The sequence below is a fragment of the Actinomycetota bacterium genome (genome assembly GCA_023488435.1).
Taxonomy (GTDB): Bacteria; Actinomycetota; Coriobacteriia; order Anaerosomatales; family UBA912; genus UBA912.
This window is the reverse complement of record JAMDCK010000009.1, coordinates 14904-28052: the sequence shown is the minus strand read 5'-3', so window position 1 is coordinate 28052 and position 13149 is coordinate 14904. Positions and strand designations below refer to the sequence as shown.

Genomic DNA, 13149 nt, shown 5'->3' with positions numbered 1-13149 from the left:
ATGGCTGACAACACTTGTGGAAGCGCCGTCAATGTCCAGGGTCTGACCCGGACATTCGGCGCCCGCAAGGCACTGGATGATGTGAGCTTCTCTCTGGAGGCGGGCTCATTCCTGTCAATCTTCGGGCCCAACGGTGCCGGTAAGACGACGCTGGTCAAGGTCCTCACCACTCTGATGACGCCCTCCAAGGGCAAGGCCAGTGTCTGTGGCCTGGACGTTGTCGAGGACGCAGTCAAGCTGCGGGAGCGCATTGGACTCATCAGCCACAATCCGCTACTTTACCCCGATTTATCCGCCGAGGAGAACCTGACGTTCTTCGCGGAGATGTACTGCATCTCGCAGCCGACAGAGAGGGTGCGAGAGTTACTTGCGGCCGTTGAACTCGATCATCGCCGAATGGACCTCGTGCGTACCTTTTCCCGCGGGATGCTCCAACGGCTTTCGATCGCACGCTCGCTTTTGCATCGTCCGGATGTCTTGTTCTTGGACGAGCCATACTCGGGCCTCGATCCTCATGCGGTTGAGATCTTTGACTCGCTCATCAGACAGATCCGACAGGATCACACTTTTATAATGATCAGCCACGATCTGGCAAAGGGCTTGGAGCTGTGCTCGCACGCCCTTATCTTGTCTCGAGGGAAGATTGTTCTCTCCCTCCCCAAGGATCAGATCGATGAGAACGAGTTCGCCGCGACCTTCAGGGCGACCGTAGGAACGGGCGTCGCATGAGCGCGCCCACTCAAGTCGCCACGGTCTCTCAGAGGTCGCTTTCTTGGCGACAGTTCAAGGCGATCCTTCGCAAGGATATCGTCATGGAGTTGCGAACCAAAGAGATGATCACCACGATGAGCATCTATTCGTTGCTTACTATGGTCATCTATCAGGTGGCGCTTTCTCAGGCCGGAACCGGTTTCGATCCTCGCAACATCGCAGCGGGCCTGCTTTGGCTGGCCTTCGTCTTCACTAGCATGCTGGGCCTGAACCGCTCTCTGGTGCATGAGAAGGATCAAGGCTGCCTAGAAGCGCTCCTGCTTAGTCCCATCGATCGACCGGTCATCTTCTTCGCCAAGATGGTGGGGAACCTCATCTTCTTGCTGATCGTGCAGATTCTGACCATCCCTGTGTTCGGGTTCCTATTCCTCCAGGGAGGATCTTACGCCGGAGAGTGGTGGATGATTCCCTTGGTTTTGTTTGGCGGATCCCTTGGCATCGCGGGAGTCGGCACGCTCCTCGCTACCATGTCCGTGAACACGAAGGGAAAGGATTTCGTGCTCGCGGTCCTGTTCGTTCCACTCATGTATCCGTTGCTGATGGCCTGTGTGTCGGCGACCACGGTTGCAGTGCTGGGAGGCGTTGATTCCGGGCAGCAGTTCTGGTCCGCAATGGCTATGATAGCGATTTACGATGTCGTCATGATTGCGGCTGCCTATGCGCTGTACGAATTCGTCATCGGAGCCTGATCCGGCATTGGATGTATAGTTGAGGAGGCAGTGACTTGAAACTGGTCAAGATTGCAGTAGTGCTTCTCGTAATCGGCGGATTGCTGACCACGGTAGCGTTCGTGATGGCGTTCACCACCGCCGAGGTCCAGAGGCATACCAGCACCATCACCTTGCCCGAAAAACCGGACACGGTCTTTATGGCGATCGATCACACGGAAGAAGGCTTCGTCTACCCTCGGCCGTGGTTCAGTCAGAAGATATTCTACTTCCACGTGCCTGTAGGGCTTGCATCGTTCCTGGTCTTCGGTGTGGCCGCGTTCTTTTCGATACGATTCCTCATGACGCGGCGTAGGGAGTACGACACGAAGAGCCGGATAGCCATGGAGACGACGCTAGTATTCGTTGTTCTGACTATGATCACAGGGGTTATTTGGACCCGCGCTGCTTGGGGTGTCTGGTGGCAGTGGGAGCCTAGGCTCACCACGTATTTCATTATGACATTGATGATCATTGCCTACTTCGTTCTTCGAAACTCGATCGAGGATGAGGAGCGGAGGGCGGTATATGCTGCGGCCTACTCGTGCATTGCAGTCATCAATGCACCGATTTCCTTCGCAGTGACCCGGTTGATACCGTCGGCCAGTCACCCGGTCGTCGATGAGGGGGCAATGGCTGTATCCAACCTAATTCCCTTCCTGGTGGCGATGGCCGGAATGCTCATGGTCGGGTTCGCCATTTATGTCGCCAGGATGACAGAGGAAAGACTGGGCGAGCGACTAGCCGCACTGAAGGAGAAGTTCGAGTCAGGATTATAGACGCTGGTCAGCTAGCGAGAGGAGTTCTTGATGGAAGCGAGTAACCTAGAGCTATACACACTGGTGCTTCACGATGCGCCGTTCGTCATCGCAGCGTATGCGATCCTCTGGGCTGCACTCATGGTTTACATCAGCATGGTGCTGCGTAGACTCATGAGGATCGAGAAGGAGATAACCGTGCTTGAGGAGTCGATCGAGCGTCGCTCGGCTTCCCAGTAACTCTGGTCTCGCTGCCTAACCGATCTTCAGAACGGCCGAATGAACTTTCCGGTGTGTTCGTATAAGATATGAGCATCACCAAGGAGGTTCGTTTTGGAGCAACTTTCAGTCATCTTTCGGTGGTTGGCCCTAGGTCTGCTGATTGCTGCAACCGTTCTGTTCATCTACAGAATCACTGCTGAGCGTGCTGTCCTAGGCACCCGAGCCCGCCTTATCACCATTTTTGCGTTCGCCATGCTCACTTTGGCCATTGGCGTCCGTCCGGTGGATCCCACACAACTGACGGGATCACACAGCACTCTGGTGCTGTTAGCGTGGGCTATGCTGCTTCTTTACCTTGTTGTCGATCATTTTCTGAAGATCGGCCTCTACGGGACGGTACTTGTGCCGGCGGCGGTGACCTTGCTCTTGTTCGCACAGGCCCGGTCGGGTGCCGCACATGAGGGCCTGACCGCACAGCAGTTCGACCTGGTCGACTCGTGGCGTGTGGGCATTCATGTCGGGTTGATACTCTTTGCGAACGCAGGATTCGCAGTTGGGGCTTTGGCTTCGGCGTTCCACCTTATCCAAGATCGCCAGCTGAAGCTCCACCAGACCACCGGCTGGTTCAAGCGACTTCCATCCCTGAGTCAGGCTCAGACGCTGGCCCGAAAGGCCATCGCTCTTGCTTTCCCCATCTACACCGCCGGCATACTGCTCGGAATAATCCGGGCTGTGGAGACAGACGTCGAAGGCTGGTTCGCTGACCCCCGTGTGATGATGTCGGGAGTAGCATGGGCGATCTTTGGCACCTATCTCGTCAAGGTGTACAGGCATGGGATATCGGCGCGAGCAGCTTCCTGGATGGTTGTGGCCGGGATTCTTGCGGTCGTTCTGGTGTCTATATTCGCAAGAACTCTGCCGGTCGGATTCCATCTGTTTGCTCTCTAGCCCTGATCGGAGGCGCACTTGTTCTTGCCAGGTGAAAGGTACTACCCGGCCTTTCTGGACATTCGAGGCCGACTGGTCGTAATCATCGGTGGTGGAACCGTCGCCGAGGAGACCGTTGGCACTATGCTTGATTTCGGTGCCGACGTTCTCGTCATTGCCCCGCAGATCACCCCTGGAATCGACCTGTTAGTGGCCGAAGGTAGGATAGAGCACGAACAACGTGGCTACATTCGAGGGGATCTTGCGGGGGCGTTCATAGTCTTCAGTGCCACGGACTGCGTCGAGACCGACCGCGCCGTCTACCAAGAGGCCGAGGGCATGGGATGCTTGGTCAGCATTGCCGAGGAGCCATGTCTGGGCAATTTCATCACACCGGTCCACGAGCGGCATTCGGAATTGATGGCCGCCATCGACCTCGATCACCTGAAGGAATCCTAGTGTCCCAGAAGGTTATCGTGACTGGCGGATCGAGCGGAATCGGGCTCGAGGTCGCGAAGGCCTACTTCTCGGCGGGGGCAGATGTCGCTATTGTCGCACGCAATCCCGACAGACTTGCCTCGGCAGCTAAAGAGATCGACGGCGTCAGGCGCGATTCGTCTCAGCGGGTGATGACGGCAGCGGCTGATCTGTCGAGTTTTTCGCAGGCCAAAGCTGTTATCGATCGGTTCGCGAACGACGACATGGTCCCTGATATCCTTGTCAACAGCGCCGGCGTCATCTTACCAGGCGAATTCGTGACGATGCCGATTGAGAACCTGACCCGGAACATCGAGAGCGGATTTTTCAGCGTGATGTGGCCATGCCGCGCAGCGGCCCCGTACATGATAGAGCGAGGATTCGGGCATATAGTCAACGTTTCCAGTGTTGCAGGGTTCCTGGGAATCTACGGCTACAGCGGGTACTCGGCGGCAAAGTATGCGGTCATGGGCTTGAGCGAGGCCCTTCGTTGCGAACTCAAGCCCAAGGGCATAAGCGTGCATGTGGTCTGTCCTCCCGATACCGACACCCCGGCACTTGCCACCGAGCGCACGATGCGCCCGCCCGAGACCGAGGCGATCGCAGGGTCGATCAAGGCCATACCTCCTGCAAGGGTGGCTGACGCCATCCTCCAAGGAGTGACCAAGGGGCACTTCCACATCATCCCGGACGCAACAAGCAGCTTCTACTTCAGGCTCAAGGGGCTACTGCCCGAGGTCTTCTACTCCATAGTCGATTCTGAGGTCCGTAAGGTTGGGAAACCGTAGCCTGAGGAACCCGGATCCGCGTGTTTGTTTCGGCGGTTTAGGTTGCCTGTACTGGACTGAAGCGATAGAATCAGGAGCGTTCAGGTGAAGTGCAGGGTTGTGCGACAGTTACACATAATGTGTACTTGATTTCGCTCCCGCCGGACCTGCTTGCCTGAACAACACGCACCAATCCGGCGGGGGCGACCTTTTTCCAGCGAACTGCGAGGCGACAGAAATCGAATGCACCTGACGCTGGTCGGGCTGAGCCACAAAACGGCACCCGTAGACATACGTGAGAAACTGACTTTTCCTGCCAACGTACAGGAAGAGGCCATAGGGCTACTGACGGACGGCTCCGACGTGATCGAAGCGGTCATCGTCTCGACTTGCAATCGCACTGAGATCTACGCCGTTACCGCAACCGAGGACGACGGCCTCGACGCGATCGTCAGCTTCCTTGTCGACTACCACTCCCTCCCGCGTGACGTGCTCGAGAAGTACCTGTACTCCCGCCGAGGAGAAGACGTCGTCCGCCATCTGTTTCGCGTGGTGTCGTCGCTTGATTCGATGGTGATCGGCGAGGCGCAGATCCTCGGCCAGCTCAAGGAAGCTTATGAGCTCAGCTTCGAACACAACGGGACTGGGCGCGTGTTCAACAAGCTTTTCCGACAGAGCTTCGAGGTCGGCAAAAGGGTAAGGAGCGAGACAGCCATTGGGGAATCGGCCGTCTCGGTAAGTTATGCGGCTGTCGAACTCGCCAAGAAAGTCTTCGACGACCTGTCCGGTCGAGTCGTGCTACTTCTCGGCGCCGGGAAGATGAGTGAGCTTACTGCACGTCATCTCGTATGCAACGGCGTGGCGAAGGTGTTCGTCACGAACCGTACCTACGAGCGCGCGTGTGAGTTGGCCGAGCGCTGTAGCGGGGAGCCCGTTAGCTACGATCGACTCTTCGAGCGTATGGGTGACGCGGACATCGTGATCTCCTCGACAGCCGCTACGGAGTACGTGGTCACCGCCGAGGAAGTCGCCCAGGTCATGCGCGGCCGTCGCGGCCGTCCACTGTTCTTCATCGACATCGCAGTGCCTCGTGACATCGACCCTGAGGTCAACAACGTGGACGACGTCTTCCTCTACGATATCGACAGTCTCAACGGCGTCGTTCAGTCGAACCTATCCGACCGCATGCAAGAGGCGAAGCGTGTCGAGGCGATAATCGCCGAGGAGATCACCGCCTTCGAGACTTGGCTTGACTCGATGGAGGTCGTTCCAACGGTCGCCGCCATGCGAGCCAAGGCCGAGCGCATTCGACAGACCGAGATGGAGAAGGCCCTCAAGCGACTTGGCGGCCTTTCGGAGAAGGAGATCCAGACAGTCGAGGCACTGACCGCATCGATCGTCAACAAGATGCTCCATGGTCCCACGAATCGACTCAAGACCGCAGCAGGCGACAGGTACGGAGTCGCCTATGTGGAAGCCGCTAGGTATCTCTACGGCCTCGACTCGAACCCGGATGGGAAGAATCCACACCTGGGACTCTTGCGAAGCCTTCTTGGAAAGATAGACCGAAAGTAGCACCTACTTCCGGGCATCGGACCTGGAGGGATAGAGATGGGAGAGATTCTTGGCAGTGGACCGGGATAAACTTGTCATCGGCACCAGAGGCAGCCAACTGGCTCTCTGGCAGTCGAACTACATAAAGCAGATGCTCGAGTCGATTACGGGACTTCCGGTCGAGCTCAAGACCATCAAGACCACGGGCGACAAGATACTCGACGTCCCGCTGGCCAAGGTGGGGGGCAAAGGGCTGTTCACCAAGGAGCTGGAAGTGGAGCTTCTGGCAGGCATGGTGGACCTGTGTGTCCACTCGATGAAGGACGTCCCTACCGAGCTCCCGGAAGGCTGCGTCATAGCGGCTACGCCGCCTAGGGTCGATGCGCGCGATGTGCTCGTGTCGGGTCCCGGCAGCTTCGATCTGGCTAGCTTGCCGGTGGGCGCCAAGCTCGGGACGAGCAGTCTGCGACGCCGCGCTCAGGTGCTTGCGCTCCGCGAGGACCTCGAGATCGTCGACGTACGGGGGAACCTTGACACACGCATGCGCAAGGCCGAAGAAGGCGAGGTCGACGCCGTCATCTTGGCTGCGGCCGGGATCGCTCGCCTCGGCTGGGCGGATCGCATCTCGCATTACATCGATCCAGGTCAGATGGTCTCGGCGGTGGGGCAGGGCGCGATCGCGGTCGAGATCCGCGAGGACGACGCCTTCATGCTCGACGTCTGCGAGAAGCTCAATGATCCGGAGACTTTCACCTGCATCACTGCCGAGCGGGTCGTCATGCGCTCGCTCGAGGGCGGCTGCCAGGTACCCATCGGCGCCAACGCCCGCATCGAGGGCGACCTGCTGGTGATGGATGCGCTCGTTGGTTCGATCGACGGGAAGCGCATCGTCAGGGACACGCTGAGCGGTCCCGTCGTCGATCCCGTCGGACTGGGCGATGCGATGGTCGCTCGCCTGCGCGAACTCGGTGCGACAGAGATACTCGCCGAGATCCGTTGCGCCGACAGCGTCGATGGCTTGCTGGGAAGCTGAGGCTCGCTCCTTGCACTCCGCCGACAAGCCGCTCACAGGACTCACGATCGTCGTGACCCGCGCAAGGCATCAGGCGGCAGAGCTTGTCACCGCACTCGAATCGGCGGGTGCCAGCGTGCTTGAGTTCCCGGTGATAAAGACCGTTGACCCGCCGGACTGGGCCGCGGCTGACACAGCTATTGGGAGTCTGGCGGTCTATGACTGGGTCGTGTTCACTTCGGCGAATGCGGTCAGATGCTTCCTTGCGCGGATGCAAGCCCTGGGTCGAGAGCCCCAGAGCCTTCGAAGCGCACGCATCGCGACCGTGGGCACTTCGACGGCAGCGTTGCTTGCTCAACACGACCTGACGGCGGACCTAGTGCCCGATGACTTCGTCGCCGAAGGGCTCATTGACGCATTCGAGCGGGCGGGAGTCGGCGAGGGATGCCGGATTCTGCTGCCGCGTGCGCTCAGGGCGCGCGAGGTGTTGCCCGAGACACTGCGTGCGATGGGCGCATCGGTGGATGTGGCTCCGGTCTACCGCACTGTGGTGGGTGACGGAGACGCGCAGACCCTGGCGCGCCTTGCCGAGGGAGGCGTTGATGCGGTTACGTTCACCTCGCCATCCACAGTCAGCGGTTTCTTGCGACTTGCGGCCAACACCGAGGCTGAGGACGCGTTGACCCGTGTCGCACTGGCCTCGATTGGTCCGGTGACTTCCGATGCGATCGTCTCAGCTGGGTACACCGTGGCCGCAGAGGCGAATCCTCACACTGTTGGTGGGCTCGTTGAGGCCATAGCGGAGTGGGTTTCTGCGGGGCGAAAAACGTGAGTGCTGCGTTGACAATAAGCACGATGCTAGGCACACTGTTGCCTTGCCGTCCAGCTAGGACGGAACGTTCGAATGGGGACGTGGCTCAGCTGGGAGAGCGCTGCCTTCGCACGGCAGAGGTCGGCGGTTCGAATCCGCTCGTCTCCACCATGTTTAGTCCCCAGGGCAACTCAGTATGGTTGTCTTGGCCAGCGGTTTTGTACACCCGACAGTAAGGAGCACAGAATGGGCGCTACAGGTCCTACCGGTTTTCAGGCTCAGTTCCAGGAGTTCATGTTCTACTTCGGTTCGATTGCTCAGGTTCTCTACTGGATCGTCATCCCGATCATCGCAATCTGGGCCATTCTGATACTCAGGCGTGCCGTGAACCATCACACCGGAAAGTGCTGCAGCAAGCATGCAGTTCACCATGGTGCCGTTCATGCGGCCTCTCATGGCACAACACAGCCGAGTGATGGCGATGATGGCTGGAGATACGATGAAGACGACGCCGAAGACGATGCGGAAGAGCCAGCGGGCAAGCGGCCGATCAAGACCGACAAGTTCGTTGATTAGGCGGTCGATCGATCATGAAGTTCCCAGAGTATCGCCCCAGGCGGCTTCGCTCCAGCAAGACACTGCGATCGATGGTGCGCGAAACCGTTCTGGACACAAATGACCTGATATACCCGCTCTTCGTGAAGCCCGGGACGGGCCATCGAGACGGGGTGGCGTCGATGCCGGGGGTCTATCAGCTCTCACTTGACCAGTTGCCCGGCGAGATCGACGAGCTTCGCTCGCTTGGCATCCCCGCGGTCATCCTCTTCGGCCTGCCCGAATCCAAGGATGAGGCTGGTACCGGCGCTTACGCCACCGATGGCATAGTCCAACAGGCAGTTTCGGCAATCAAGCAACACGCACCCGACTTCTTCGTCATCACCGACGTTTGCCTCTGCGAGTACACAGCCCATGGGCACTGCGGACTTCTCGACGAGAAGGGCAGCGTCATCAACGACGTCACCCTTGAGCTGCTTGCCGCCACCGCCGTCAGCCATGCCGAGGCGGGCGCAGACATGGTGGCCCCCAGCGACATGATGGACGGACGGGTCGGAGCGATCCGCACCGCGCTGGACGCCGAGGGGTTCTCGGCAGTTCCGATCATGGCCTACTCGGCGAAGTACGCGAGTGCTTACTACGGGCCGTTTCGGGATGCGGCGGACAGCGCGCCCACCTTCGGCGACCGAGAGGGCTACCAGATGGATCCCGCTAACAGCGAGGAGGCGTTGCGCGAGACCGCGCTCGATATCGCCGAAGGGGCTGATATCGTGATGGTCAAGCCTGCGCTCGCATACATGGATATCATCCGCAGGGTCAAAGACGAGTTCGGTTACCCGACCGCGGCATACAACGTGAGCGGCGAATACGCGATGGTCAAGGCTGCTGCTCTCAATGGCTGGATCGACGAGCGGCGAGTCGTGCTCGAGACGCTTACCAGCCTCAAGCGTGCCGGTGCCGACATGATCCTCACATACCACGCCAAAGATGCCGCACGCTGGCTCGCGAAGGGATGATTCCGACCGCATGAGCCACACTGACGAGCACTCAGGTCGACCCGATGAAGGCTGTGCAGGCTGCAGCGATGAGGCCCAGGCACGCCATCACGGGCGCAGGTTCACTCCCGACGAACAGGAGCTCGCCGAGGCGGGCGCACCCTGCGGCACAGTAGGGGTCGCCGTAGCCGTCCACCCAGGCGGCGCTCCGGGCGGACATCCCGCCGGAGTCCCGATGACCCGCCAGCGCCATGGCGGCGCGCGCTCGACGGGCTTTCGGCCCGGAGGCGGCCCGCAGGCACTTGCGTACGAGGAGCGCACTGGCATCAAGGCCCCGCGTATCATCGCCTGGGAGATCACTCGCAGCTGCAACCTGTCGTGCGTCCACTGTCGCGCCGCAGCCGAGTTCGGACACTACGAGGGCGAGCTCACTCTCGACCAGATCAAGACTGTCATCGACGACATCGTGACGATCTCCAACCCGATCTTCATCCTCACCGGCGGCGAGCCGCTCATGCGCCCTGACATCTGGGAGATCGTCGACTACGTGCACGAAAAGGGCGGTATGCCCGTCATCGGCACCAACGCGACCATGATCACCGACGAGATAGCCGGCAAGATGGCCTCTCACGGAATCCCTCGGATATCGGTCTCGATAGACTTCCCGACCGCCGAGGGCCACGATACCTTCCGAGGCCAGCCCGGCTGCTTCGAGCAGACGATCGAAGGCATCAAGATCGCCAAGCGCCACGGTGTCGGCGTGCAGATCAACACCACGGTCACCACTCGCAACGCCGAATACCTCGAGGAGATCCATACGCTCGCTGAGTCCCTCGGCGTCGATGCGTTCCACATCTTCATGCTGGTCCCGACCGGTCGAGGCGCCGAGATACTCGCCGAGGAGCTCCCTCCGCAGGAGTACGAGCGCGTGCTGGAGTGGGCGTACGAGCGCCAGAAGACGAGCCCGCTGCACTTCAAGCCGACGGATGCGCCTCACTACTACCGGATCATCCGCCAGCTCGCCAAAAAGGAGGGCCGCAAGGTCACCCGCGAGGAGTATGGGCTGGACGCGATGACGCGCGGGTGTCTTGGCGGGATAACCTTCTGCTTCATCAGCCACACCGGAGACATCCAACCTTGCGGGTATTTCGACATGCAGTTGGGGAATGTAAAGGAACAGCCGTTCTCTGAAATCTGGACCGAGAGCAAGGTCTTCAACGACCTGCGGGACTATTCGCTGCTCAAAGGCAAGTGTGGGGCGTGCGAGTACAAGGCGGTCTGTGGAGGATGTCGCGCAAGATCGCTTGAGATCACAGGCGACTACCTAGAGGCGGAGCCATACTGCATCTACGAACCGACCGGGTGGAAGCCTACTTCCTAAGCCCGATGAGAAAGGGGAATCTGCTGCCATGACCCACGGTAATTCGAGCGATTCGTTCAAGGCCGCCTGCGATGTCATCCCTGGAGGCGTCAACTCGCCCGTCAGGGCTTTTCGCAGTGTCGGGATGGAGCCCAGGTTCGTTGATAGGGCCAAGGGATCACGCGTCTGGGACATCGACGGGCGCGAGTACGTCGACTTCGTGGCCTCTTGGGGGCCGATGATCCTCGGCCACGCCCCCGATGTGGTCCTCGACAGAGTGCGCGAGCAGCTCGACAAGGGTACCAGCTACGGCGCGCCGACGTGTGCCGAGACCCGACTCGCCGAGGCGGTCATCTCGGCAGTTCCAAGCGTCGAGATGGTGCGCTTCGTCTCAAGCGGCACAGAGGCGACGATGAGCGCGCTTCGGCTGGCGCGCGGGTACACCGGCCGCGAGAAGTTCATCAAGTTCGACGGTAACTACCACGGTCACTCCGACGCGCTGTTGGTGGCGGCCGGATCTGGGCTGTTGACGCTTGGGATTCCGGGTACACCCGGAGTCACCGCAGGAGCCGCGGCCGACACGATCGTGCTGCCGTACAACGACCTGTCCGCGGTCGAGGAAGCGCTCGAAGCCTGGACAGGACAGGTGGCGGCGATCATCCTCGAGCCCATCGCGGGCAACATGGGAGTGGTGCCGCCCGCACCCGGATACCTGGCGGGATTGCGCGCGCTGTGCGACGCACACGGAGTCGTGCTGATCTTCGACGAGGTGATCACGGGATTCCGCGTGGCTCTCGGCGGGGCGCAGGAGCACTACGGCGTGACCCCGGACCTGACCACGATGGGCAAGATCATCGGCGGAGGTTTCCCGGTGGGGGCTTTCGGCGGGAAGCGCGAGATCATGGAGCACCTGGCGCCGGTGGGTCCTGTCTATCAGGCCGGCACGCTTTCGGGCAATCCGGTGGCGATGGTGGCCGGGCTGGCGACCATCGAAGCCTTGAGCGCGCCAGGCGTCTACGAGGAGTTGGAGCGCAAGGGCAAGAAGCTCGCCGACGGATTGTGCCGGGCAGCCGGTGACGCCGCAGTACACACCTTCTGCACTCGCGTAGGCTCGATGTCGTGCATGTTCTTCACGCACCTTGAGGTCTCGAATTGGTCGACCGCGTCGACTTCGAACACCGAGAGGTACGCCGCATTCTTCCGAGGAATGCTCGACGAGGGCTTCGCTCTGGCGCCCAGTCAGTTCGAGGCGACGTTCGTGTCGCTCGCTCACAGCGATGAGGACATCGAGCGGTTCATAGCCGCGGCCGCCCGCGTGCTCAAGACGGTATAGGAGGAGCCCGATCCGATGAAGGTCATCATTCCCGCTGCTGGATTGGGCACCAGGTTCTTGCCGGTGACCAAGTCGCAGCCCAAAGAGATGCTGCCTGTGGTCGAGAAGCCCGTAATTCAGTATGTGGTCGAGGAGGCGGTGGCTGGAGGCGCCGAAGACATCCTGCTCATCACCGGCCGAGGCAAGCGCGCCATCGAGGACCACTTCGACCGGTCCCTAGAGCTCGAGGATATGCTGGAGCGCTCAGGCAACACGCAGAAGGTGCGCGAGATCCGTAGGATTTCCGAGCTCGCCCAGATCTTCTACGTTCGGCAGAAGACACCGCGCGGACTGGGTGACGCCGTCTTGTGCGGTGCGCCCTTCGTTGGGCCCGATCCGTTCTTCGTGATGCTTGGCGACGTCCTAGTGCCGCATAACGATTGCCTGCCCCGGATGAAGGAAGTCCACGAGAAGTACGGGGGGTCGGTCGTTTGGGTGGTGCCGGTCGAGTCGAACAAGGTATCTCGGTACGGAATCATTTCGGGCAGAGAGGTAGAGCCCGGAGTGTGGGAGATAAACGATCTCGTAGAGAAGCCCCCGGCCAACGAAGCACCTAGTAACCTTGCGATCTTCGGCAGATATCTGTTGACGCCGACGATCATGGAGATCCTACCCAAGGTCGACGCCGGTCGTGGCGGGGAGATCCAGCTCACGGACGCCCTTCGGCAGTTGTTACGCAAAGAGGAGCTGTTCGCCGTCACCATCGACTGCCTCAGTTATGATACCGGGGACATGATTTCATGGCTGGAGGCCAACGTCTCTCTTGCGCTCCAGGACGAGAAGTTCGGCGATCAGATGCGGGAGAGTATCCGCAGGTTGACTTCGCTCGACAGTGACTGAAGGAGGCATCTTGACGGCAGC

General features: G+C 60.1%; 15 protein-coding genes and 1 tRNA gene. All 16 read left to right on the top strand.

Annotated elements, in window-relative coordinates:
• The 16 genes from M1617_01025 to galU all read left to right on the top strand — a co-directional run bounded on the left by M1617_01025 (position 1) and on the right by galU (position 13128).
• Entirely contained in the window at positions 1–729 is a 729-nt protein-coding gene (locus tag M1617_01025; protein ID MCL5886878.1) for an ABC transporter ATP-binding protein, read from the top strand.
• Positions 726–1460, top strand: a complete 735-nt coding sequence (locus M1617_01020; protein ID MCL5886877.1) for a heme exporter protein CcmB — start codon at positions 726–728, stop codon at positions 1458–1460. The genes M1617_01025 and M1617_01020 overlap by 4 nt, the downstream gene beginning before the upstream one ends.
• Positions 1461–1495: 35 nt before the next feature.
• Positions 1496–2257, top strand: coding sequence for a cytochrome c biogenesis protein (locus M1617_01015; protein MCL5886876.1), 762 nt, complete (start codon positions 1496–1498; stop codon positions 2255–2257).
• A 30-nt stretch (positions 2258–2287) separates the two neighbouring features.
• Complete coding sequence (locus M1617_01010; GenBank protein ID MCL5886875.1) at positions 2288–2476, top strand: CcmD family protein; 189 nt, start codon at positions 2288–2290, stop codon at positions 2474–2476.
• Positions 2477–2569: 93 nt separating this feature from the next.
• Positions 2570–3406 carry a cytochrome c biogenesis protein gene (locus M1617_01005; protein MCL5886874.1) on the top strand — a complete coding sequence of 279 codons (837 nt, stop codon included), beginning with the start codon at positions 2570–2572 and terminating at the stop codon, positions 3404–3406.
• A gap of 24 nt (positions 3407–3430) precedes the next feature.
• Positions 3431–3844 (top strand): NAD(P)-dependent oxidoreductase, encoded by a 414-nt coding sequence (locus M1617_01000; GenBank protein MCL5886873.1) that lies wholly within the window; start codon positions 3431–3433, stop codon positions 3842–3844.
• Positions 3844–4650 carry an SDR family oxidoreductase gene (locus tag M1617_00995; protein MCL5886872.1) on the top strand — a complete coding sequence of 269 codons (807 nt, stop codon included), beginning with the start codon at positions 3844–3846 and terminating at the stop codon, positions 4648–4650. Before M1617_01000 ends, M1617_00995 begins: the two co-directional genes overlap by 1 nt.
• 222 nt (positions 4651–4872) lie before the next feature.
• Complete coding sequence (gene hemA, locus M1617_00990) at positions 4873–6204, top strand: glutamyl-tRNA reductase (GenBank protein ID MCL5886871.1); 1332 nt, start codon at positions 4873–4875, stop codon at positions 6202–6204.
• 55 nt (positions 6205–6259) lie between these two features.
• Entirely contained in the window at positions 6260–7216 is a 957-nt protein-coding gene (hemC, locus tag M1617_00985) for a hydroxymethylbilane synthase (GenBank protein ID MCL5886870.1), read from the top strand.
• Between the two features lie 10 nt (positions 7217–7226).
• A complete protein-coding gene (locus M1617_00980) occupies positions 7227–8027 on the top strand; it encodes a uroporphyrinogen-III synthase (protein ID MCL5886869.1) in 801 nt (266 codons plus the stop codon).
• 74 nt (positions 8028–8101) lie between these two features.
• Positions 8102–8177 (top strand) — tRNA-Ala (locus M1617_00975).
• A 75-nt stretch (positions 8178–8252) separates the two neighbouring features.
• Positions 8253–8582, top strand: coding sequence for a hypothetical protein (locus M1617_00970; GenBank protein MCL5886868.1), 330 nt, complete (start codon positions 8253–8255; stop codon positions 8580–8582).
• Between the two features lie 14 nt (positions 8583–8596).
• The gene (gene hemB / locus M1617_00965) at positions 8597–9577 is read left to right on the top strand and encodes a porphobilinogen synthase (protein MCL5886867.1); all 981 of its coding nucleotides are present in this window, start codon (positions 8597–8599) and stop codon (positions 9575–9577) included.
• Between the two features lie 214 nt (positions 9578–9791).
• On the top strand, positions 9792–10937 hold the full coding sequence (ahbD, locus tag M1617_00960; protein ID MCL5886866.1) for a heme b synthase: 1146 nt from the start codon (positions 9792–9794) through the stop codon (positions 10935–10937).
• Positions 10938–10965: 28 nt separating this feature from the next.
• Positions 10966–12249: a glutamate-1-semialdehyde 2,1-aminomutase gene (hemL, locus tag M1617_00955; GenBank protein ID MCL5886865.1), complete on the top strand. Its 1284-nt coding sequence runs from the start codon at positions 10966–10968 to the stop codon at positions 12247–12249.
• Positions 12250–12264: 15 nt separating this feature from the next.
• Positions 12265–13128: a UTP--glucose-1-phosphate uridylyltransferase GalU gene (gene galU, locus M1617_00950; protein ID MCL5886864.1), complete on the top strand. Its 864-nt coding sequence runs from the start codon at positions 12265–12267 to the stop codon at positions 13126–13128.
• Positions 13129–13149 lie beyond the last annotated feature (21 nt).

Excerpts from the sequence above, each read along its gene's own strand:
- M1617_01025 (MCL5886878.1), top strand. The coding sequence starts at position 1 with ATGGCTGACAACACTTGTGGAAGCGCCGTCAATGTCCAGGGTCTGACC.
- galU (MCL5886864.1), top strand. The coding sequence starts at position 12,265 with ATGAAGGTCATCATTCCCGCTGCTGGATTGGGCACCAGGTTCTTGCCG.
- M1617_01010 (MCL5886875.1), top strand. The coding sequence starts at position 2,288 with ATGGAAGCGAGTAACCTAGAGCTATACACACTGGTGCTTCACGATGCG.
- hemL (MCL5886865.1), top strand. The coding sequence starts at position 10,966 with ATGACCCACGGTAATTCGAGCGATTCGTTCAAGGCCGCCTGCGATGTC.
- hemB (MCL5886867.1), top strand. The coding sequence starts at position 8,597 with ATGAAGTTCCCAGAGTATCGCCCCAGGCGGCTTCGCTCCAGCAAGACA.
- M1617_01020 (MCL5886877.1), top strand. The coding sequence starts at position 726 with ATGAGCGCGCCCACTCAAGTCGCCACGGTCTCTCAGAGGTCGCTTTCT.
- hemA (MCL5886871.1), top strand. The coding sequence starts at position 4,873 with ATGCACCTGACGCTGGTCGGGCTGAGCCACAAAACGGCACCCGTAGAC.
- ahbD (MCL5886866.1), top strand. The coding sequence starts at position 9,792 with ATGACCCGCCAGCGCCATGGCGGCGCGCGCTCGACGGGCTTTCGGCCC.
- M1617_00970 (MCL5886868.1), top strand. The coding sequence starts at position 8,253 with ATGGGCGCTACAGGTCCTACCGGTTTTCAGGCTCAGTTCCAGGAGTTC.